Raw genomic sequence first — 21,883 nt, 5'->3', positions numbered from 1 at the left:
TATATCATACAACCGTGCAACTGAAAAGGATTGCATTCATCTGCTTTCGTTCTTTCTCCGTACTTCACTTTAATGAAGCGGGGAGAAAGAGTTACAGATGAACGGGAAAAACGGCATAGAAGTATAGCAAACAGTCACAAAAAATGACATAAAAACACGCTTGAAAGTCAGATAAGCAAAGCGGACACCGGAAGATGTCTTCAGTGTCCGCTTTCATTTTACTTTTCTTTTCTTCCTGCACCGCAGCTTTCGCAGATTTTGTAATCCTCTTCCTGTGCGGTGCCGCAGTAGGGGCAGAACACATATTTCTTCTGCCGGGGCTGCGGAGCCGGTGCCTGAATCGGAGACTCTTTCCTGCCTGTTTGTCCGGGGGCGTCCATCTCTTTGGGATTAAACTGTTCCACCGGAGACTCCATGGTGGTGTTTTCTGCTTCATCGTCGGGGTTGCTGCTTTCGGAACTATGCCCCAGCAAAGCACCGATGGTAAACAGTATGCCAAAGGCCGGTAACACGATCCTGGCTACCGGCCAGGGGGACCCTGCCGTAATACTGAAAGCAGCCGTGGTCCAGAGGACGCCGAAACCGGCCACGATGAGTCTGCCGATTTTTTCATTTTTAGGGTTTGTGTTTTTCATGGTTATGCCTCCGGGGTTATGGTTTTAGGTTGTTGTTTCCTGCCGTTGCATATTTAACAATACTATAACAAAAGTGAGAAAAGGTTGCAAATGTACGGATAATTTTGTATCCTATTTGCAGAAGAAATCGTTTCTCAGTTCTGCTTTTTTCTGTTCTGCGCATGAAAAACACAGCAAAAAACAGTTTAAACCCGCGGCCTTTGGCCTGTTGAAACAGCTGTATAGGCAGAGAAGCTTTTGTCCGGGGGAGACCGGTATAACTGAAAAAGGGAAGGTTGGGCATGTTTACAAACATCGGAAGCAAAATGAAAAAGATGGCCAAGTTCGTCTGCTGGGCCGGGATTATTCTCTCGGTCATCTATGGGGTCTATATGATTATCAGGGGAATTGAGATGACAGATTATTACGAAACCCAGGCCACCGGGTACAGTGCGATTATTTGGGGTGTTGCGGCTCTCATAATGGGCCCGGTTTTCAGCTGGATCACGGGCCTGCTCCTGTACGTCTTCGGTGATCTGTCGGACCGGCTGACGAGTGTTGAGGCAGGCGTGAAGGAAATCTGCGCGGACCTGAATCCGTTGGCTGCCGCCCAGGAGAAGGCCTTTGCGGCCACGGAGGATCCGGATGACGAGCGATGGGAGTCTGTCCGCTCCTTCCTGGAGGAAATGGAAAAGGAAAAGAATGCCGTGAGCATCTGGATCCTCTGGCGGAAGTATAAGCTGAGCGATAAATACAAGGACGCGGATGAGTATATCCGCAAGCACAGAACCCTGGAAATGATGAACGGGGAAACGGAAAAGATCGGGGAACTCCGGAAAAACATCCGGAGCCTGCTGAATAAGTAAAAGTGGACACTGGGGACAGTCCCCAGTGTCCACTTTTGCGGTTCTCCCTGTATCCAGTATTTTTCATGCCGTGCCCGCCCTGTCGTCCTGTCTTTATGCTATACTGTTACCAACAGTTCAAAACCATATAGAAAGCAGGAAGACAGTATGAAAACCAGACGTCTGACAAAAAAGGAAATGTGGATTTTTGCGGTTGGCCAGCTGGGCTGGTCCATCCTCAGCGGCATCATCAACACCTGGCTTGTGACCTTCTACCTGCCGACGCAGAGCTCGGTGGACGTGGGCGCGAAGTTCTATGTGCCGACGGGCCTGGTGATCTTCGGCGTGCTGACGGTGCTCGGCCTGATCACCTTTTTTTGCCGGATCTTTGACGCGGTGACGGACCCCTGGATTGCCTCCCTCTCTGACCGGAGCCGGAACCCGAAGGGCCGGCGCATTCCCTTTATGCAGCGGGCGGCCATTCCCTTTGCGGTGATCACCATCCTGGTGTTCTTCGCACCGGTGGAAGCGATCAGCACGATCAACATCGTTTGGATCTTTGTTTTCCTGATCCTCTTCTACCTGTTCATGACCATGTACTGTACGCCGTATAACGCGCTGATCTCCGAGTTCGGCAAAACACAGGAAGACCGGATGTACATCTCCACGGCGATCTCCCTGACCTTCTTCTTCGGCACGCTGATTGCCTACCTGCCCTTTGTGTTCGCTTCCTTCCTCCAGTCTGCTGTCAGCTATGCCTGGAGCTATCGGATCCTGTTCATTGTGCTGGCGGCGGTGGCGCTCGTCTGCATGCTGGTGCCCTGCTTCAAGCTGAAGGAAAAGGACTTTGTGAACGCGGAGCCCAGCGAAAGCAACGCCCTGAAGAGCCTGTCCAACACCTTCAAAAACAGGAACTTCCGCCGCTTTGCAGCCTCTGACGTGGCCTACTGGATCGGCCTGACGCTGTTCCAGACGGGCCTGCCCTTCTTCGTGAAGGTTTCCATGCAGCTGAATGAGTTCTACACGACGGTATTCCTGGGCGCAATGACTGTGCTGTCCGCTTGCTTCTATCCGTTCGTTTCCAAGCTGGTGGCTAAACAGGGCAAGAAGAAGCTGGTCATCATCGGCTTCCTCGGCCTGGCACTGGCTTACCTGGTCACCGCGCTGATCGGTGTGGTGCCGGGCCTGACGGGAATCGTCCCCGGCGTGCTGATCGTGATCATCGCCGCCTTCCCCATGGCGCTGCTGGGCATTATTCCCCAGGCCATCGTGGCGGATGTGGCGGAGCAGGACGCGCTGCTGACCGGGGAAAAGCGGGAAGGCATGTTCTTCGCTGCCCGCACCTTTGCGATGAAGTTCGGCCAGTCCGTGGCCATGCTGGTGTTCACCTCCCTGGCAGTGCTGGGCACCACGCAGGACCTGACCAGCAACGACCTGACCGCGTCTCCCATCGGCCTGCGGATCGTGGCGGTGGCCGCGGTGGTGTTCTGCGTGCTGGGCGCGGTGCTGCTGGTGGCGTATGATGAAAAGAAAGTAATGGAAGACCTGCAGAAGAAGGATTGAGAATAACAATCCTTCTTCAAATGAAAACTTAAGACTTAAAACTTAAGACTTAAAAATGATATTTACTTAAACAACAACACCCGCAACGAAGAAGCGGCAGAAGTGTGACTGCAGGGACTGACTGTCTGTCACTGTTCTTGAAAAGAATGTGACTGAAAGTCTGTCCCTCTGTCACTGCTTGTGCCGTTTTTTTGTAGCCGTCTTGGCTCTTTTTTGCTATGATTGTATCCAACACAAAACTTTTTCAGAAATTATGCAAAAAACACGAACCGGCATCGTCAGTATATGTGAAAGGAGGTTGGTCACCGGATGATTGCGGAAAAGGGCCCGTCCTGCAACACGGAAGAATTGTTTGACAACCTGGTACTGGAATACCAGATGCCGCTGAAGCGCCTGTGCTTTATGTATCTGCGTGACATGACCCTGGCTGAGGATGCCGTGCAGGATACATTCCTGAAGGTATACAAGAACATGGATCAGTTCAGGGAAGGCTGCAGCATGAAAACCTGGATCATGAAGATCGGGGTCAACACCTGCCGTGACATGCTTCGTTCCGCCTGGCTTCGCCACCGGAAAATGAGCGTGAATCCGGACGACCTCCAGCTGGCTGCTGAAGAAAACGAAAAGGATGAAGAGGCGGAAGAACTTGGCCAGGCGCTGCTGAAGCTGCCTGTCCGGTATAAAGACGTGATTCTCCTTTACTATTATCAGGACATGAATCTGACTGAGGTTGCGGAAGCGCTGCATACCTCAACTTCAACCGTATCAAGACGATTAAAACATGCGCAGGAAATACTCCGGAATGAGCTGAAAGGAGGTTGGGAAGATGAGTGGAAACAATCTTCATCAGAAGGTTCATCAGGCAGTGGATCAGATGACGTCCGCTGCGAAGCCTGATCCCTGGCTGGCGCAGAAGGTTCGTTTCCGTGCGCAGGGAAAGGAAAATGAACCCATGAGAAAAAAAGTGCCTGCGGGCTTAGTGATAGTCTTAGCCATTATGTTATTGATGACCGCCGTGGCCGCCGCGGTGACCAACGGTTTCGGACTTCTCCGGTATTATCCGGAACAGGCTGAAAACACCGCCTTTACGGATCGGATTGTGTCGATCGGACAGACCTGGGAAGGAAAGTACTTCAGCGCTGAAATCCGGGAAGCCGTGTTTGACGGATACAAACTGAGGTTTTCCATGAGCGTTACCCCGAAAGAGGGGGCGGAAAAGATCTTTGCGTACCCCGTTGTGAAAGCCGTATGCGGGAATAAAAACTTCGAAACAGATATCATGAATGTCGATGGCTGGGCTGACAGGAGCGGCTTCTGGGTACCGGATCTGAAACCGCTGATTCCCAGGGAGGATTATGACCTGAGCGATATGGTCTATGAAGTAGCCCTGAGGGACAAAGATTATAATCCGACCACTGTAAGCGAGGACGTGGAATGGACGATCACCTTCAATGTCCTGCATACAGACTGGACGATCAGCTTTGAGGATTCGGGCTTCGGCAGCGAAGGATTTACGGATGCGGACTGGCAGGCGTTCAGGGAGAAAGAGTATGAAGCCTTTGACCGGCACGAATTGATGCTGGACGAATATGGCTATGGAATGGAAGAGATTATCGAGCATCCGTATGTGAAAGATGGTGCGATAATCGTTGAGGACGATTTTGACTCCTATTATCTGAACCTGTATACCAAAGACGTTTTCACCCTGGAAGAGCAGGCGACCTTCAGCTTTGTCGCCGATAAGGCGGAGGTGCGGAAAGTCGAGGCGCCTGTCAAGTTTGTGCTTCCTGAAGAAAAGAAACCGGAAGAACAGAAATATGAAATCACAAAGGCAGAAGCCACCGCGGACGGATTCTGCATCATGATCACGAGGACCTTCAAATATTCATATGAAGCGTATGAATATAATCTGGACAATCTGCCCTGGACATTTAAACTGAAATCAGACGAAGCTGAACTGCAGTCCCTTTATACGTCATTGCACCAGGGCGATAATGGTTTCGGAAGATCGGCTATCACGTATACATTGGAGTATGACACCAACAAACCGATCAGCTCCGTTACGCTGGTTCCGGTTCAGCACACGGATTCAGAAGATGTGGAACGGGAAGACCTGGCGATCGAGCTGAAACTTGAATAAAAAAGTGGACACTGGGGACTGTCCCCAGTGTCCACTTTTTTACATGATCCATCTGGTGATTTCTTTCAGGTAGCGTTCCCTCTGGGGAAGGTCGGGATACTGCTCAGCGATGGCTGCCGCCTTCCGGTTGTCATAGGGAACAGACAGGATGGTAATCTTTAATGGCGCGGGGCCGTCCTCTCCCTCCAGCAGCAGCGCGTGTGCCCTGGAAACACCGAGGTTGACGCCGATGCTGCCGGTGTTCATCGCGTATCCGCCGATTAGCGGACGGATATAGGGCGCGTGGCTGTCGGCGCAGATCATGCCGCTCGCTTCCGGCCGCCCGTCATGGAAGCGGAACCCTTCCCTCAGCTTTTCGTCAGGGTCATCGCTGCCATACATAGGATCCAGGAAGCGGCCGTGAACAAGGCGGAAGCGAATGCCGCTGATCTCCAGCTCATCCTCCAGGGGGAGGGAATCCAGCCACTGAAGCCGCTCTTCGCCGATCTGGTTGATGAAATAGAGGTTGGGTTCCGGAATGGTGCGCAGGACGCGGTCCCAGTTTCCCGCCAGCCAGTGGTTGCAATGCGTCCTGGCCCAGTCGCAGGTCTTGTCGCTTTCCGGTCCCTTGCCGACGGCGTCCCCGAGGAACCAGATGTCATCCGGCTGGATTTTGTCCAGTTCCCGTTCCATTGCCTCGGTGGCAACCATGTTGCCGTGAAGATCCGCCAGAAGAACGATTTTTTTCATGGGTTGTTTTCCCTCCTTGTGAATATATGTCGGGTGGACACCCGGGACAGTCCCCAGTGTCCACTTTATTTTGGACACCCGGGACAGTCCCCAGTGTCCACTTTCAATTAATTAACGGATGATCTTTGTCGGAACGTCCATCGCTGCCAGAATTCTGTAAATGGCGCTGGCGGTATCACTGTACGCCAGGTCCCGGGGCAGCAGCTCCAGCGCCCGGAGCAGTTCTTCCCGGCCGGGCAGGCGGTTAATGTCATAGAACGCGGTATAGTCCCGGTTCCCCGGCAGTTCGCTGATGCGCAGGGCCGTCTCCCGGATATCCAGCGTCCGCATATTGCCCAGGCATTCCGTTTCCGCACCGGTGTTTCCCACATACAGGTTCCCGTCCGGATGCACAGTCAGGTACAGTTCGTCCTGGGGCTGCCGGAACAGCTCCGCGATCTCAAGCCCGCCTTCGATCCGCTCCCGGAGCATACCGGGGGTGCAGACTTCCTGCCGCATTTCTTCCGGCCAGCGCCAGCGCTCCAGCTGCGGGCGAAGCTGATTGAGCATCTCCAGGGTGCCGCGGTAAGGTTCAAACTCCGCCATGTGCACATGGGGCGTGAAATTGGGAACGGCGAAAAAGATCCAGCTTGGCTGAAGCCTGGTGATCAGGCTGTCGGTTCCATCCGCGTCCTCCGGGAAGAAACGGTTGAACATCAGGGACAGGCCGACTGTTGCTCCGCGGGACTTGATATATTCCGCAACGTCAACCGAGGCCTGGTAAGCGCCTTCCCGCCGGACGATCTCATCGTGGTGTGCGGCGTTTCCGTGGATGGTGATGCCGAAGTCACGGTAGCCGCACTCCATATAGGCCTGCAGCACGGCGTCCCGGTCTTTCCGGTTCAGCAGGGCAATGCCGCTGGTCATGCCGTGGTGGTAGTGGGGAATGTGCTGGGTCGAAGCAGCGCTCCGGATGATGGTTTCAATCTCCGGATGGTTCATGGGTTCATTGTCCATGGTGAAGCTGGTTTCACAGGGCAGGAGGGCTGCCAGGGTGTCCAGCTTCTCAATGCATAAAAGCGCCAGCTCCGCGGGCATCATGGGCCCCGGGCCGCCGTTCACATAGCAGTGCCTGCAGCGGGTATTGCACCCGGCAATCAAAAGATCAAAATTGATGGACATAGTACACCTTCAGGAAAAACGATAGTTCTCTTTTTATTTTGCCAGTTCTTCAAAAGCGGCTTTGTGTTCCTTTAGAATCCTGCGGGCAACAAACTCCAGTTTTTCATCTTCGGTCATTTCAATTTGCGGTTCGGTATCCAGATCAATAATCAGCAGTTTGGGACGATTGTTTTTGAAAACGACAACTCTCCCTTTTTTCTCGGCCAGTTTGGCTACGCGGGAAAAGTTCTGATTAGCTTCAGTAGCAGTCACAATAGAATTTGTATCGATATTCATTGCTGATACCTCCCGCACATATAATACTATAATTATAGGTATATTTCAACCTAATATATTTTCCGACTTCGTCGGTAGTAAGGGATTTCTCAACTTCACTTCGTTTCGTTCGAAAATGGACACTGGGGACAGTCCCCAGTGTCCATTTTTGATTGATGAATTGCCAATTTACTTCACTTCAAACGTGATAATGATATTCGCGTTCACGCTGATCTTTGCCGCGTGGATGATGGTGGCGGCGTCGGTTGCGTATTCCGCCATTCCGGCGGCCTTCACGGCGAAGTTGTTGGCGCCGCTGTCATAGGCGTACACGCCGTTTTCCTGGATGTTTTCAATTTCCAGGTTGGTGAATCCGGCGGCTTCCGCCAGCACGGCGGCCTTGGCCTTTGCGTCTTCCACAGCCATCCTCAGGGCATCCGCCCGGGCAGCGGTTTCATCCTGCACGGAGAAGGAAACGCCGTCCAGCATGTTGGCACCGGCGCCGAAGGCCAGGTCAATCACTTCGCCCACGCGGCTCATGTCCGTGACCCGGACGGCCAGGCTGGAAGAGGCGTTGTAGCCGGTGATTTTTTCGCTGCCACCGTAGCTGCTGTAGTCGTATATACCGTAGAGGTTGATATACCCGGTGTTGATATCATCCTCGGCAAAACCGGCAGCCGTCAGGGCTTCCCGGATCCGGGCGATGATCTCGTTGGCTTCCGCCTGGGCACGGGGCGCCTCGGCATTCCGGGCGTTCACGCCCAGGGACACAACCGCCACGTCGGCGGGGACCAGCACCTCGCCGGTGCCGGAGACGGAGATGGTGGAATCCGCCAGGGCGGCGGACAGGGACAGGGCCAGCACAAGGGCCAGGATGATTGCAGTCAGTTTACGCATAAAAGAAATCCTCCTTCAAAGTGGTTTCACTAAGTATGACGATCGTTATCATCAAAAAGTTCCGTAAATTTTTCCGGCTTTTTTCTACATTGACACTACCACGGTGACAAGGTAAAATGCAAGTGTAGTCTGGGCGAATTGTAAAAAACTATATCAGGGGGTCATGATCGTGTCGTTAATCAAAAAAGGAGTGGAGCGGGGCGTTTCACTGAGACGCTTTTCCTGGCTTATGCTCTTTTTGTCCGCGATCATCATGGCGATCCTGCTGTATACCACCATCAGCACGGTGCGGGCTTTTGACGCCCTGTCCGACGCGACGGGAGACTATATCGAGCTGGCTGCCGCCGCGGATGACCTGATGGACGCCTCCGATTACCTGACGGAGGAGGTCCAGCGATATACCGTTATCGGCGACCGGACGCACCTGGAAAACTATTTCCGGGAGGCGGAGGGAGAGCGCAGGCGGGAGCATGCCCTGGCGGTCATGTTCAAGAACGCTCCCAATTCTCCGGCCCTGGCCCAGCTGCAATCGGCCATGAATGAATCCATGGACCTGATGAACCGGGAACACTATGCCATGCGCCTGATGCTGGACGCCTCCGGGGATATGGATATCCCGGCTGCCCTGCAGAAGGTGGAACTGACCGAAGAGGATAAGGCGCTGTCCAGAGAGGAAAAAACGAACAAGGCACAGCTGCTGACCCATGACGCGGATTATTACGCGCAGAAGAGCCGGATCCGGGAGGATATGCAGGAGTGCGTGGACACCCTGACCGGAAGCACCCAGAAGACCCGGGAGGAAATGGAAGCCAGGACGGGCACCTCCCTGAAGTGGATGATCGCCCTGATCCTGCTCCAGAGCATCTGCGTGTTCAAGATCCTGTGGCTGACCACCCGGCTGGGCGTGCGGCCCTTGCTGAAGGCCGTGAACCACATCCGCAAGGATGAACAGCTGCCGGTCACCGGCGCCCAGGAATTCCGGTACCTGGCAGACACCTACAACAAGATGTACCACACCTATAAGAAGAATATTGAGAGCCTGAGCTTCAAGGCCTCCCATGACGAACTGACGGGTGTGTATAACCGGGCGGGCTATGACCTGATCCGGGAAAGCCTGGATCTTTCCTCCACGGCCCTGATGATCCTGGACGTGAACTTCTTTAAGGAGATCAACGACACTTCCGGCCATGAGACCGGCGACGAAGCCCTGAAGAAGGTCGGCCGGGTGCTGACGGAAAACTTCCGCTCTGTGGACTATATCTGCCGCATCGGCGGTGACGAGTTCACGGTCTTCATGGTGAACCTGAAGGATGAACCGGAGGAACTGATCCGGCGCAAGGTGGACCAGATCAACGCCGCCCTGATGGACGACTCCGACGGCTCGCCCTCGGTCAGCATGAGCGTGGGTATTGCCATTGGCGACGGGGAAGCAGATTCCCAGGAGCTGTTCCGCCGCGCGGACACAGCCCTCTACCACGTGAAGGAGAACGGCCGCATGGGCTGCTGCTTCTACGAAAAGGACATGAAGATCAAGGAAAACGAAAGATAAAAGAAGCGGACACTGTGAATGCAGTGTCCGCTTAATTCATAATTCACAATTCACAATTCATAATTATATAGACTCAAACGGATAATAGGCGTTTGGGCATACCGTTTGCGTTCCTGAATGTGAACGGGAGGTGAGATTCTTCGACGTGTTCGTTTCACTCACTTGCTCAGAATGACATCCTATACGTTTTGAGTTTATCATTTTGTTTAGTTTGTCATCTTGGGGTTCGGAACGCCCGGAAATAGAGCCAGTGGCTCTATTTCAGTGGAGAACGGGCGGCAGCCCCGGGGTGGCGAAGCCGGAGTCGAAAGATCCTCCGCGGCCGCAACTTTACACTCTACACTCTTCACTCTGTCACATTATCCGCTGTGCTGCGGTGAAGAAAAACAATTATGAATTATGAATTCCGAATTGGTTTTATTCTTCCTGCAGCCGCAGCTCCGGATACCCTGCGCTTCTCAGATACTCCTGCACTTCTCCAATCGTATCCATGAAGCAGCAGTCCAGGATCTCCCCGTAGTATCCCCGGGGCCCGTAGCTCTTCACCGAGAACCCGGCCTTGTCAAGCATCAGGCGGGATAACCAGGGCGGCAGGTGCATGGCGATGCACAGCGCCACCACCACGTCCGGATGGTAGGCGCTGTTCCGGCTGCTCCGGTACCGGTGAACGGTCCGGTCGGAAACGTGGGCCAGCTCCGCCAGCTTCTCCACGGTCACCCGGCCCTCATCCCGGTTTTCCATCAGGTACACCAGCGCCTCCGGGAAGGCGGCGGGCATGGAGGCCATCAGCCGGTTGCGCCGGGCAAGCCGCTCCCGGGCGGAGAGGCTCAGCCGCCTGTCCAGGAAGCGGTCATATTCCCGGATATAATCCTCGCTGCTGTTCAATGTGCCGAAGAGCCAGACGGATTCCTCATTTTCCTGCAGCCAGACCTTCTCAAACCGCAGGCAGCAGGCGTCGGCGTGGGCGTTGGCCCAGGGCGTCAGGCAAGCGCCCTCCTCCGTGGGCCGGATGAACTGGGGATCATTGACGCAGACGTGCCCGTCCGCGTAGACGAAGTCTCCCCGGCTCATGAGCTGGCGGAATTCCCCGCTGCGGTGGTACAGGTCTCCCAGCGCCTTCCGCCCGATGACCAGCGTGGCCTGTCCGTCCGCGGAGTGATCCTCCGAGAAGGCGAAGGGCGTGATGTATTTCCCGTCCACATAGTTGACGGCGCCGCGGGCGGCCTGGTGGCCCAGCTGGATCAGGCGGCGGCGCAGGGTGGTGCGGGGCACCCGGTATTCCTCTGCCAGGCTGCGGATGACCCGGTCCCACCGGAAGCCGGGATGGTTCTGGTAATTGTTGACGGAGGGATAGGCGCTGGCCTGCTGGAACAGGCGCCAGGCCCGGGGGCGGATCAGCCCCTGGGGCAGCAGCAGGGCGATGCTTCCGGTCCTCGCCTGGTGCTCCATAAAGCGGAGAGGATCGCAGGAAGGCCGGCCGATGGAGTTGCGCACGGTACGATAGCGGATCTCCGCCGGGTTGGTGCTCATCAGCTTCTGCAGCCGGTAAAAGAGCAGGTGCCATTCATAATGGATGCACTCATGCAGGATATCCAGGTCCCGGCATTCAGACCGGGCGGCGGTGTTGATGAGGATCGTATTGGCGGGGACGGGGCGGGAAACCGGGAAAGGGAAGTCCTCCTCTCCGGGAGCTTTCTCCTCCTGGGTCAGGACGGAACCCTCCCGGAAGAAGAGGATGCTGCGCACCCGGTTCTGGCAGTGCAGACGCATTTCCAGTATGTTCAGCCCCAGCTTCTCCGCCAGGGTCCGGGCCTCCCGCTCCTGGGGCTCCCTCTTGTCCGGCAGGCAGTTTTCCCACAGCCGGTCGGCCCCGGCTTCGATCTCATCCTCCCGCAGCACGGGGACCAGGAACCGGTCCAGCTTCCAGAAGCTGCGGTCCGGCTTGTTCTCCGCCAGGTGCAGCTCCTGCACCTCAAAGGCGAACCCATCCTCGGTGGTAAACCAGAGGGAGAGGCAGAAACGGAAGCAGACGGGAAGATCCCGGTTTTCCTTTTCCACCGTGAGGGTGACGCTCAGGTCAACGTCCGCCAGGAAGTCCGTCCGGTTCAGGCGCCAGCAGGTGACGGAACCCATTTCCATCTCCCGGGGCTCAATCCGCTCTGACACGACGGGAATGCCCAGCAGCTGGCTCAGGTCCCCGTTGACCAGCCGCAGGTTCATCTCCTGCAGGATCCGGGAAAGATACTTCTCCCGGATGCAGCGGTCAATATCATCCGCCACGGGCACCAGCCAGGTCCGCAGGGCGCACTGCGCCTCGTCCTTCCGCGCGCGCATCAGCTCCGCAACCGGATCTTCCGCGGGAGCGGCGGCTTCTTCCTCTGCCCAGCCGGCATATTCCTTCAGCGCCTGATTCATGATCCAAGACTCCTTTCATCGGATAGAAAAGCACAATAAATATGTGCTGACAACACAATTATCTTTTGCAAACACAATTATATTGTGCTTTTGGACAAAAAGCAAGATGGGAAATCTGGTTAAAATCAGGGAGGAGATAGGAGTTAAAAGTAAAGTGGACACTGGGGACTGTCCCCGGTGTCCACTTTTCACGTCGGCCATACAAGAAACCATACAAGATAACATGTAAGTTATTGATCTGTTCTTTCAATTCACATATAATGGTTGTGAAAGCGAGGGGATAATATGGAACGCTATGCACCGCCTTTTACGGTCACTGTTCAGATGCTGGGGCAGGTTGCGGAGATTGCTGAAAAGATTGGCAGGATCAGCGGTTATCGTTCTTTTGAAACGAAGCCCCATCTGCGCAGGAACAACCGCATTCGTTCTGTCTGGTCCTCTGTGGCCATTGAGGCAAATTCCCTCTCGCTGGATGAGGTCAGGAGCGTCATTAATGGCAAGACGGTAATCGGCCCAGCCAAAGATATCCAGGAAGTCAAGAACGCATACCAGGCCTATGAACAGCTGGGCCATTTTGATCCTTTCTCGCTGAAGGAATTGAAAAGGCTTCATGGGATCATGACATATCTGACTGTGCAGCAGTCCGGCGTATTTCGGGATCATAATGAGGGTGTCTTCAGGGGAAACAAGTGCATCTTTATGGCGCCGCCTCCGGAACTGGTGCCTGACCATATGGAATCACTGTTCGCCTGGATGAAGGAAGCGAGGAAGACGCTGCATCCCCTGATCCTCTCTTCTGTTTTTCATTATGAGTTTGTTTTTATCCATCCTTTTGAGGACGGGAACGGACGGATGGCCCGCCTGTGGCAGACAGCGCTGCTGATGCAGTGGCATCCCGTTTTCCAGTATCTGCCGATTGAGAACCATATCCATAAATTCCAGCAGGAATACTATGACGCGATCGCTGTCTGTCATTCCTCCGGCAGTTCGGATGCGTTTATTGAATTCATGCTGGATAAGATCAACCGAACCCTGGACTGGACCCTGGAGCAGGTTTCCGGGGAAGACGCCTATCTGCCTGAAGCCGTGAAACGCCTCCTGGATATCATGGAGTATGATGTGCCTTATACAGGCGCCCAGCTCATGCAGAAGCTGCAATTGAAATCCCGGGACAACTTCCGGAAAATGTACCTGCTTCCTGCCCTGGAAAGATCACTGATTACCATGAGCGTTCCGGACAAACCCACCAGCCGGAACCAGCGCTATATCAGGAAATAAACGAGAAACAATTCAAGATACCATACAAGATAACATGCAAGTTAAGCAGACACCGGGGAAATCCGGACAAGGAACCGTCCCCTGTCCGGAATACACCAGAAGTACAACCCATCCTCTTGCACATTGCTTTCTCCTTGTGCTATGCTTTGATAAACCGTTGAAGAAGAGTGAGTACTTTCCATAATCTTTCCTTACAGAGAGCCGCCGGGGGTGGAAGCGCGGCAGGAGAGCCGGAAAGGAATGGACTTCCGAGGGCGAACAGAAAGGGATTTCCCCGAGTATGTGAGACGGAGCTGACCCTCCGTAATCAAAGGTCCGCGTATGAATGTACGCAGTGAGGAGGGCGCGGAAACGCGCCAAGCCGGGTGGCACCGCAGGGAATGATTTATCAGGACCTGTCCCAGCAAAAAACTGGGACAGGTCTTTTTGATTGCAATCGCAATAACGGACCGCAGTCCCAAAGCCTCATTAACATTCCGACAGACAGAAAGGAGACTGCAACCATGGCACACAATGAAATTCCCTACAAAATCTACCTGACCGAATCCGAGATGCCCACTTACTGGTACAACCTGCGGGCCGATATGAAGAACAAGCCCGCGCCCCTGCTGAATCCCGGCACCCATCAGCCCATGACCGCGGCTGAGCTTTCCGGCGTTTTCTGCGACGAGCTGGTGCAGCAGGAACTGGACAACGATACCCGTGAATATCCCGTGCCCCAGGAGATCCTGGACTTCTACAAGATGTACCGTCCCTCTCCCCTGGTCCGGGCCTACTGCCTGGAGAAGAAGCTGGGCACCCCCGCGAAGATCTACTACAAATTCGAAGGCAACAACACCAGCGGCAGCCATAAGCTGAATTCCGCCATCGCCCAGGCCTACTACGCCAAGAAGCAGGGCCTGAAGGGCGTCACCACCGAGACCGGCGCCGGCCAGTGGGGCACGGCCCTGTCCATGGCCTGCGCGTATTTCGAACTGGACTGCAAGGTGTACATGGTCAAGGTTTCCTATGAGCAGAAACCCTTCCGCCGCGAAGTGATGCGGGTCTACGGCGCTTCCGTGACGCCTTCTCCCTCCATGACCACCCAGGTGGGCCAGAAGATCCTGGCGGAGCATCCCGGCACCACCGGTTCCCTGGGCTGCGCCATTTCCGAGGCCGTTGAAGTGGCCGTGAGCAATCCCGGCTACCGCTACGTGCTGGGCAGCGTGCTGAACCAGGTGCTCCTGCACCAGTCCGTCATCGGTATGGAAACCAAGATCGCCATGGATAAATACGGCATCAAGCCGGATACCATCATCGGCTGCGCCGGCGGCGGCAGCAACCTGGGAGGCCTGATCGCTCCCTTCATGGGCGAGAAGCTCCGGGGTGAAGCGGATTACGACTTCATCGCCGTGGAGCCCGCCTCCTGCCCCAGCTTCACCCGCGGCGTCTACGCCTACGACTTCTGCGACACCGGCATGGTGTGCCCGCTGGCGAAGATGTACACCCTGGGTTCCGACTTCATCCCGGCTCCGAACCACGCCGGCGGCCTGCGGTATCACGGCATGAGCCCCATCCTGTCCCAGCTGTATGATGACAAGCTGATGCGCGCGGTTTCCGTGCCCCAGACCAAGGTCTTTGAAGCGGCCGAAACCTTCGCCCGCACCGAAGGCATCCTGCCCGCCCCGGAAAGCAGCCACGCCATCTGCGCGGCCATCGACGAAGCCCTCAAGTGCAAGGAAACCGGCGAAGAGAAGACCATCCTCTTCGGCCTCACTGGCACCGGCTACTTCGACCTGGTGGCCTACGAGAAGTTCCATGACGGCAAGATGGACGACTACATTCCCACCGACGACGAGCTGGCCGCCTTCCGTGCCCGCCTGCCGAAGATCTGATAACCAACAAAGATAAGGAGCATGCAAACGCATGCTCCTTTTTGCTGACCGCGGGCGAGTGACCAGGGGACGGCTTCTGTTGTACCATTTCCTCTTTCTATCTCAAATAATATGTTCAAAAGTGTGACAACAGAACCGTCCCCCTGTCACGGTGAAAAGTTGTCAACAGATACGTCCCCCTGACAACATATAGGGACCTTGTCACTTGACAACGCCTTCCATCGAATTGATAATACTCATATCGATTATTCTTTTCATCTGTCAGGAGGAAACAGGGTTTCATGCAGTATATCAGCGAATTTTGTGTTGCCGCAGTGATGGGCACTGTGGTGCTTTTCGCGCTGTATTTCCTGAAACGGAATTACGACACGCCGCACAACCGGCTCTTTTTCTGCATGGTCGTGATCAACCTGCTGGCCTCCGCGATCAATATTGTTTCGGTTCATACCATTACCTATCCGGAGCAGTTTACGCCCTTTACCCGGGACCTGGTGAACCTGTCCTATCTCTGGTTTTACAACCTGCTGGCCGGCGTTTTCCTGCTGTATGCCGACAACCTGACCAAGATCCCGCAGCTCAAATACCCTGTCCGGATCTTCTTCTTTTCCGTCCATCTCCTGGAAACTTTCCTGATCTTCACTTCTCCCGCTTCAAAGTGGATCGCCTACTTTGACGAAAACCTGGTCTACTGCCGGGGCAGCCTTCACTGGCTGCTTTATACCATCTCCTACGCGGAGATCCTGGGCGGCCTGCTTCTCTACGCTTTCTGCCGGAAGAAGTTCAACCATTACCAGAAGATCGCTGTTTTCTGGTATGCCGTCGCCAATTTCGTGGCGCAGGTGTTCCAGATCATCTTCCCGCACTATGTCATCGGCAATTTCATGACCACCCTGAGCCTGTTCTTCCTCTTCGTGGCCTTTGAAAACCATGCCTATTACCTCTTCCAGACCACCATGTGCTATAACCGCTACGCGTTCACCACCACGATCCGCCGCCTGCAGAAAAGACGGACGCCGTATCAGATCATGGCCCTGCACATGGATTATATCCGCACTTCCGCCGTGGCCTCCCGCCCGTCCATCATTGACCAATTGACCATTCTCCTGGCGGAGCGGATGGACAGCGCTTTCCCCGGCAAGGTCTACGTCCTTTCCAACGAGTGCTTCGCGGTCATCGAGGCGGACGCCTCCCCGGAGTGGGAGCAGTTCGCCCGGGACAAGGTGCAGGAATGCTTTGCTGCGCCTTTTGCCGTCACCCAGCAGGAAAAGACGGAAACCATCCGCATTTCCCCGATGATCCGCACCATTACCGTCACCGAACATTTCCCCGACGGTTACGCCCTCCTGGACTACCTGACTGAAACGGAGAACGTCAGCACCGCCGCCCTGTCGGACGAGGCCGTGGACATGGCCCTGGAATCCATGCGCGGCGAGCAGCGGATGCTTCACCTGATTGACAAGGCTCTGGAAACCCGCGCCTTCAAGGTCTTTTTCCAGCCGATCCTGGATGTGGAAAGCGGCACCTACCGCAGCGCGGAAGCCCTGATCCGCCTGCGGGACGGCAACGGATCTTTCATCAACCCGGAGGAGCTGATCCGCGTTGCGGAGAAAAACGGACGAATCGACGCCGTGGGCCTGTATGTGTTTGAGGAAGTCTGCCGCATGATCCGGGACCGGGATACCCGGAGCCTGGGCCTGAACTGCATCCAGGTGAACCTGTCTCCCCGCCAGCTGCGCAATCCGGCCCTGGCGGACGACCTGCTGGAACTGATGCGCATGTACGGCCTTTCCACGGACGCTATCAACCTGGAGATCACGGAAACCGCCGAGACCACCCAGAAGGAAAAGGAACAGATGGTCTCCTTCATGGAGCGCATGCGGGCGGAAGGCGTCGCCTTCAGCCTGGATGATTACGGCTCCGGCTTTGCCACCATCGGCACGCTCCTGACCTACCCCGTGGACCTGGTCAAGTTTGACCGGGATATCCTCTGGAAGGCCATGACAGAGCCTTCCGCCATGACCCTGCTCAAAACCTCCCTTAACGCCGTCCACGGCATCGGCAAGAAAGCCGTTGTGGAAGGCGTTGAAACCAGGGAAATGGAAGAGATGCTCCGTAAAAACGACAGCGACTACCTCCAGGGATTCCTCTTCTCCCGCCCCCTGGCGGAGGAGAACTTTATCCGCTTTATCCGGGAACACAATATGTGACAAAGGGACAGACCAACTGTCACGTTCGTGGAATGTGACAGTTGGTCTGTCCCTTTGTCACATTCCGCCCAGCAACCTTCACGTTGTCATCCTGACCAAGGTCGAAGACCGCATTCATTCAACAAAACCACTTCCGCAGCCGGAAGTGGTCTTTTCCACCATTGTTCATTGTTCATTGTTATCGCTAAAAGCGATGACGAACCTTTCACTGCGTGTTCACGTTCTTTTCACCATAAAGGATTATGGTTCATCTGTACCCTCAGGTACAAAGGAAAGGAAGATGAACCGTGAGCAAGGGAGAATTCATCAGGAAAATTGAAGATGCCTGGAAAATGGTCATCGCCATCAGCGGAAGAAAGTTTCAGATTGTCCGGGATGAGGAGGACTGGCTCACCATTTCGGAAAATAAACACCAGGATACAGAAAAACACTACTCCGACACCTATGACCTGGTAAGCCGGTATAAGATCGACGGCAAATCCCTCCGGGACTACATTGACGCCATCACCATTGAGGAATACGTAGCCCTGCTGGACGCGTAAACCGGACCACCATCAACAAAAAACTAAGGAGCCTGCCACCCGGCAGGCCCCGTTTTCATTTGAAGGGAAAAGTTGTCAACAAATACGTCCCTCTGTCAACCGTTTTCTTCCTCTATCCGTGTCAGGTATACTGCGCCTTCCCGGGTCACATCATCCGGCTCAAAGAACACCAGCATACCGTTATCAGTCAGGTAAATGACAGTAGTGCTGTCAGCCTCTTCGTTGATCGCTTTCAACGATCCGTTTTCCGCATTGAATTCAACCTTCACGGGCGCAAGTTCCCCTGTGGAAGGGGCATATATAATCAATGTGTCTTCGGAGATGGTCACATTCGCCTTATCATCCACTTGTTCGGTTGCCAGCATTTCCTCCCGGGTCATTGTTCTGCCATCCTTCGCTGCAACCAGATAAAACACCCATTCGCCGATAAAGTCCTCGATTCCCTTCGCCGGGATAATCTCCGGAAGGGTAAACGCCAGGTCCTCCGCAGCGCTGACCTCACCCGCCAGGCCCGTGGCCAGGACGGAAAGCACCATCATCAGGGAAAGGATAAACGCAATCGCTCTCTTCATTTCAAAAAACCTCCTTAAACAGATTCATTCTGCTGTTCTTTCTGTATCATGTATATGGTATATCCGTCGGGAACACTGAATGACGCGGGAATCGTGAACGCGATCATACCGTTGTCTGTCAGGTGCAGGCTGGTGGTCGTTGTACCATCTTCGCGGATCATCCTCAGGGATCCGTCTTCCGGGATGAATTCGGGCTTCACGGAACCGATGCTGTCTCCGGCTGCATATAACAGGACTTTGTCTTCAGAGATGATCATATTTGCCGGATCATCCGGCTGCGCCTCCGGCAGCTTATTGACTGCGCCATCCTCGTATACCATCCAACAGAAATTCCATTCGCCGACAAAGTCCTCAATTTCTTTTGCCGGGATAATATTCGGGACGATAAATTCCTCTTCACCCGCGACCTCTGCTTCACCTGCCAGGCTTACCGCCAGGACCGAGAGAACCAGGAACAGGCAAAGCATCCATGCAGTAACTTTCTTCATACCATCAAAAAACCTCCTTCTCCGGGTATTGCTTCCATTCAGGATCCAGCCCAAACCGGGCTGCCATCCTCACTTTCGTGCAAAGTAAACAGTATACTGTACTTTCTCGCTCAGCTGTACAAAGCAGGACAGCATTCCGTTATCATTCATCCGGAGCACAGGCGGCTCATCCCTTCCATTCACAAGCTTCAGTGTTCCGTCTTCCGGAACATATTCCGGCTTTATGATGGGATCGCCGTCGTCCTCGTCCATATCAAACAAAAGGATCCTGTCTTCGGTGATGGTGATATCCACCCCGCTGTCCGGCAGATTATCCTCCGCAATCATCTCTTCCCGGCCGATGACTTTACCGTCCTCACATACTACACGGCAGATGAACCATTCACCGGTAAAATCCTCCATTCCCTTCGCCGGGACAACCTTCGGAACAACAAATTCCGCTTCATCCCCGGCAGCAGCCTCATCCGCCAGGCCAACCGCCAGGACGGAGAGCGCCATCATCAGGGAAAGGATAAACGCAAATGTTCTTTTCATTTCAAAACCTCCTTACCGGGTATGTATAAACGAAGGCGCCGGCGATAATCGTCAGCGCCTTCAGTTATATAACGATCCGCGGAGGTGTTTTCTTGCGAAGGAAAGTTGACAGCAAAACCATAACGGTGTCAGGCTCTGTCAGTCTTTCTCCTCAAACCGGATCACGTTTCCCTCCTGATCAAACTCCACCTCGTAGCTCTTTACACCTTCTCTGTGGCTGATGCAGCGTACGGTCAGCCCGTCCACTTCCATCCTCCACGCGGTGCCCTCATTCATATAACAATAATCCATCCAGGTGACATCCACGTCGCCGAGATCGTACCCCCGCCATTCCTCATCCGCCGGGAATACCCTGTCGATGATCGCCGCCGGGGCCATATAACGCGGGCCCTTTTCCTCCATTTCGATCTTCCGCCAGATTTCCGGCAGGGAGAAGGATATGTACCGCGGTGAGAAGTCAGCCCTGCACGGCATGGAAAGCACGGTTTCGCCGGTTTCCGCGTCAATCCCGACGATGGACAGGGTATGTTCCGTCAGGAGCTCAATGATCCACACGGGATGGGGCTGCGCGTCCACCAGTACGCAGCTGTTCACTTCTGTCATATTTTTACCGGTGGTTTCACGTCCCAGTTCCCGCGCCTTCTCCTGCTTGATGCTCACGGAGGATTCCTCCGGATAGTGGGTGGCCTTTATCACCTTGCCCAGGATTTCTTTAGGCTCCAGCTCCTTCATGTCCTTTTCCAGCTGCACCCATACGGTCTGATCCCATTTGCCCATGGGCCCGTAAAGATCATAGAACCGGCTGAACAGGTTGTCTCCGTCCACGGGTGGATCCATGGTCACTTTATCCACCTTTCCGTTCTGTTTAAACCGTACTTCGATATTGCTGTGCTGCAGGTTCCGGGCGGTGAATTTGATAAACCCATAGCCGCTCAGGCCGGAAAACCAGCTGTAGTTCTCTTCATCCAGCGGGTCTCCCGCCTCGGGATACTTTTTTCGCACGGCTTCCACAGCCAGCGGGAGCAGGTCCTCCTCCTTCGGCAGCATCTCCTGGATTTCCGTGTATACCTTTTCCGGGGCATAGCAGAAGGAAGGGTTGTAAGAGCGCTCCATCCGCAGGCTGCGGACTTCACCGGTTACGCTGTCAATGCTGACCACATAGTCTCCGCTTTCCTCATCTTCATCAACAGAAGAGAAAAAAGGAAACTCGATCAGAAAGGAAACCAGCCAGGTGCGCTCGCCTTCGTATTCTGTCAGCACGGCGCTGTTATAGGACGCCCTCTCGTTTGCCATGGCTTTCTTTGCGATCCGGATGGCCTCCTCCCGGGAGATCTCATCTGCTTTGGATTCGGGATAACCGGTCATCCGGAATGCCAGATAATCGGTATAGTCGTAGTCTGACGGATTCAGCTCCACCTTCTGCAGCCATTCATGGTATGCCTGCCAGGCAGACTGGGGCCAGTTCTTTTTCACCCCGTAAACGATGTCGAAAATATTCCGCAGCTGATTAAGGGTGAAGGGTTCCTCCGGGTCGAGGAAGGCGGAATACAGTTGGGTACTGTTCTCGGGATCCCTGTCGACGAATGTGGCACCATAACGCGCATGCTCCAGGTTCTTCGGGGTCAGGAAGACAGACCATTCATCCTCATGGTGGGAATCAGAACCAAATGGGGCGTCTTTGATGAACATCGCTGTTATCTGCCAGATGTCCGGATCCTCCAGGGGCAGATCCTCCCCGTACTCCTCCCGGATCTTCTTCAGCGCCCAGGCAACCGCTTCCTCCCGGGTCATATTGTCTTTCCCCGGCACATGGGAGCCGAAGGTTTCAGCATGCCCCAGCCTGACTTCCAGGTCGTCATACCAGCCCTGCTGTTCATCCGTCCAGGTGCCGAACGGCCCGAAGAACTGCTGGCAGTACCTTTCAGCCACAAGGCCTTCAGGGACTCCGTAGCCGCTTGTCACAAACTGCATGACAACATCATTCTCCGGAAGAACAAACCCGTTTTCCTCAAACACCCGCACAATTTCCGCCAGATCTTCATAGCTGAAGTACCGGCTGAACCCAGTGCCCCCTCGATCATTTTCCAGCGCCATCGGGATAACCACCTGGTCCACAATTTCCTGCACCGTCATGGAACCACCAGCAGACACAGGCACACAACCAACCAACAATACCAGGGCCAGCACCAGGCCGATCAACCGTTTGCTCATTCAGTTTCC

General features: G+C 54.7%; 19 protein-coding genes. 9 read left to right on the top strand and 10 right to left on the bottom strand.

Translation table 11 applies throughout. From position 1 onward, the window contains the following. Window positions 1–218: 218 nt before the first annotated feature. Window positions 219–635 carry a zinc ribbon domain-containing protein gene (locus JYE49_RS09735; protein ID WP_093958071.1) on the bottom strand — a complete coding sequence of 139 codons (417 nt, stop codon included), beginning with the start codon at window positions 633–635 and terminating at the stop codon, window positions 219–221. 281 nt (window positions 636–916) lie between these two features. Between JYE49_RS09735 and JYE49_RS09730 the strand changes: the two genes are divergently transcribed. The 4 genes from JYE49_RS09730 (at window position 917) to JYE49_RS09715 (ending at window position 5,162) form a co-directional block, all read left to right on the top strand. Then, on the top strand, window positions 917–1,480 hold the full coding sequence (locus tag JYE49_RS09730) for a hypothetical protein (RefSeq protein WP_093958072.1): 564 nt from the start codon (window positions 917–919) through the stop codon (window positions 1,478–1,480). A gap of 147 nt (window positions 1,481–1,627) precedes the next feature. Beyond that, a complete protein-coding gene (locus tag JYE49_RS09725; protein WP_093958073.1) occupies window positions 1,628–3,022 on the top strand; it encodes an MFS transporter in 1,395 nt (464 codons plus the stop codon). 309 nt (window positions 3,023–3,331) lie between these two features. Then, on the top strand, window positions 3,332–3,919 hold the full coding sequence (locus tag JYE49_RS09720; RefSeq protein WP_093958074.1) for an RNA polymerase sigma factor: 588 nt from the start codon (window positions 3,332–3,334) through the stop codon (window positions 3,917–3,919). Then, a complete protein-coding gene (locus JYE49_RS09715; protein WP_143754534.1) occupies window positions 3,849–5,162 on the top strand; it encodes a hypothetical protein in 1,314 nt (437 codons plus the stop codon). Before JYE49_RS09720 ends, JYE49_RS09715 begins: the two co-directional genes overlap by 71 nt. A 39-nt stretch (window positions 5,163–5,201) precedes the next feature. Here the strand turns inward: JYE49_RS09715 and JYE49_RS09710 are convergent, their stop codons facing one another. The 4 genes from JYE49_RS09710 to JYE49_RS09695 all read right to left on the bottom strand — a co-directional run bounded on the left by JYE49_RS09710 (window position 5,202) and on the right by JYE49_RS09695 (window position 8,204). Then, window positions 5,202–5,891, bottom strand: coding sequence for a metallophosphoesterase family protein (locus JYE49_RS09710; RefSeq protein ID WP_093958076.1), 690 nt, complete (start codon window positions 5,889–5,891; stop codon window positions 5,202–5,204). A gap of 111 nt (window positions 5,892–6,002) precedes the next feature. Continuing rightward, on the bottom strand, window positions 6,003–7,052 hold the full coding sequence (locus tag JYE49_RS09705) for a radical SAM protein (RefSeq protein ID WP_093958077.1): 1,050 nt from the start codon (window positions 7,050–7,052) through the stop codon (window positions 6,003–6,005). Window positions 7,053–7,085: 33 nt separating this feature from the next. Beyond that, window positions 7,086–7,328 (bottom strand): type II toxin-antitoxin system Phd/YefM family antitoxin, encoded by a 243-nt coding sequence (locus JYE49_RS09700; protein ID WP_093958078.1) that lies wholly within the window; start codon window positions 7,326–7,328, stop codon window positions 7,086–7,088. Window positions 7,329–7,496: 168 nt separating this feature from the next. Continuing rightward, window positions 7,497–8,204, bottom strand: coding sequence for an SIMPL domain-containing protein (locus JYE49_RS09695; RefSeq protein ID WP_093958079.1), 708 nt, complete (start codon window positions 8,202–8,204; stop codon window positions 7,497–7,499). A gap of 169 nt (window positions 8,205–8,373) precedes the next feature. On the opposite strand from JYE49_RS09695, the gene JYE49_RS09690 reads away from it, so the two are divergent. Continuing rightward, complete coding sequence (locus tag JYE49_RS09690) at window positions 8,374–9,753, top strand: GGDEF domain-containing protein (RefSeq protein ID WP_179217406.1); 1,380 nt, start codon at window positions 8,374–8,376, stop codon at window positions 9,751–9,753. Window positions 9,754–10,170: 417 nt separating this feature from the next. Here JYE49_RS09690 and JYE49_RS09685 read toward each other — a convergent pair whose 3' ends face one another. After that, window positions 10,171–12,168 (bottom strand): hypothetical protein, encoded by a 1,998-nt coding sequence (locus JYE49_RS09685; RefSeq protein ID WP_093958081.1) that lies wholly within the window; start codon window positions 12,166–12,168, stop codon window positions 10,171–10,173. A gap of 285 nt (window positions 12,169–12,453) precedes the next feature. On the opposite strand from JYE49_RS09685, the gene JYE49_RS09680 reads away from it, so the two are divergent. The 4 genes from JYE49_RS09680 (at window position 12,454) to JYE49_RS09665 (ending at window position 18,069) form a co-directional block, all read left to right on the top strand. Further along, window positions 12,454–13,446, top strand: a complete 993-nt coding sequence (locus JYE49_RS09680; RefSeq protein ID WP_093958082.1) for a Fic family protein — start codon at window positions 12,454–12,456, stop codon at window positions 13,444–13,446. A 503-nt stretch (window positions 13,447–13,949) separates the two neighbouring features. Further along, window positions 13,950–15,320 carry a TrpB-like pyridoxal phosphate-dependent enzyme gene (locus JYE49_RS09675; protein WP_093958083.1) on the top strand — a complete coding sequence of 457 codons (1,371 nt, stop codon included), beginning with the start codon at window positions 13,950–13,952 and terminating at the stop codon, window positions 15,318–15,320. A gap of 281 nt (window positions 15,321–15,601) precedes the next feature. Next, window positions 15,602–17,527: an EAL domain-containing protein gene (locus tag JYE49_RS09670; RefSeq protein WP_093958084.1), complete on the top strand. Its 1,926-nt coding sequence runs from the start codon at window positions 15,602–15,604 to the stop codon at window positions 17,525–17,527. A gap of 287 nt (window positions 17,528–17,814) precedes the next feature. Further along, window positions 17,815–18,069, top strand: coding sequence for a hypothetical protein (locus JYE49_RS09665; protein ID WP_093958085.1), 255 nt, complete (start codon window positions 17,815–17,817; stop codon window positions 18,067–18,069). 95 nt (window positions 18,070–18,164) lie between these two features. Here the strand turns inward: JYE49_RS09665 and JYE49_RS09660 are convergent, their stop codons facing one another. The 4 genes from JYE49_RS09660 to JYE49_RS09645 all read right to left on the bottom strand — a co-directional run bounded on the left by JYE49_RS09660 (window position 18,165) and on the right by JYE49_RS09645 (window position 21,874). Further along, the gene (locus JYE49_RS09660) at window positions 18,165–18,641 is read right to left on the bottom strand and encodes a hypothetical protein (protein ID WP_093958086.1); all 477 of its coding nucleotides are present in this window, start codon (window positions 18,639–18,641) and stop codon (window positions 18,165–18,167) included. Between the two features lie 14 nt (window positions 18,642–18,655). Beyond that, window positions 18,656–19,129, bottom strand: coding sequence for a hypothetical protein (locus tag JYE49_RS09655; RefSeq protein WP_093958087.1), 474 nt, complete (start codon window positions 19,127–19,129; stop codon window positions 18,656–18,658). A gap of 69 nt (window positions 19,130–19,198) precedes the next feature. Further along, window positions 19,199–19,663, bottom strand: a complete 465-nt coding sequence (locus JYE49_RS09650) for a hypothetical protein (RefSeq protein WP_093958088.1) — start codon at window positions 19,661–19,663, stop codon at window positions 19,199–19,201. A gap of 138 nt (window positions 19,664–19,801) precedes the next feature. Continuing rightward, window positions 19,802–21,874, bottom strand: a complete 2,073-nt coding sequence (locus tag JYE49_RS09645; protein ID WP_093958089.1) for a PepSY domain-containing protein — start codon at window positions 21,872–21,874, stop codon at window positions 19,802–19,804. Window positions 21,875–21,883: the final 9 nt, after the last annotated feature.

Origin of the sequence: Aristaeella hokkaidonensis (assembly GCF_018128945.1) — a bacterium.
Taxonomy (GTDB): Bacteria; Bacillota; Clostridia; order Christensenellales; family Aristaeellaceae; genus Aristaeella; species Aristaeella hokkaidonensis.
The sequence above is the reverse complement of the archived record's forward strand: the minus strand, read 5'-3'. Positions and strand labels throughout refer to the sequence as shown.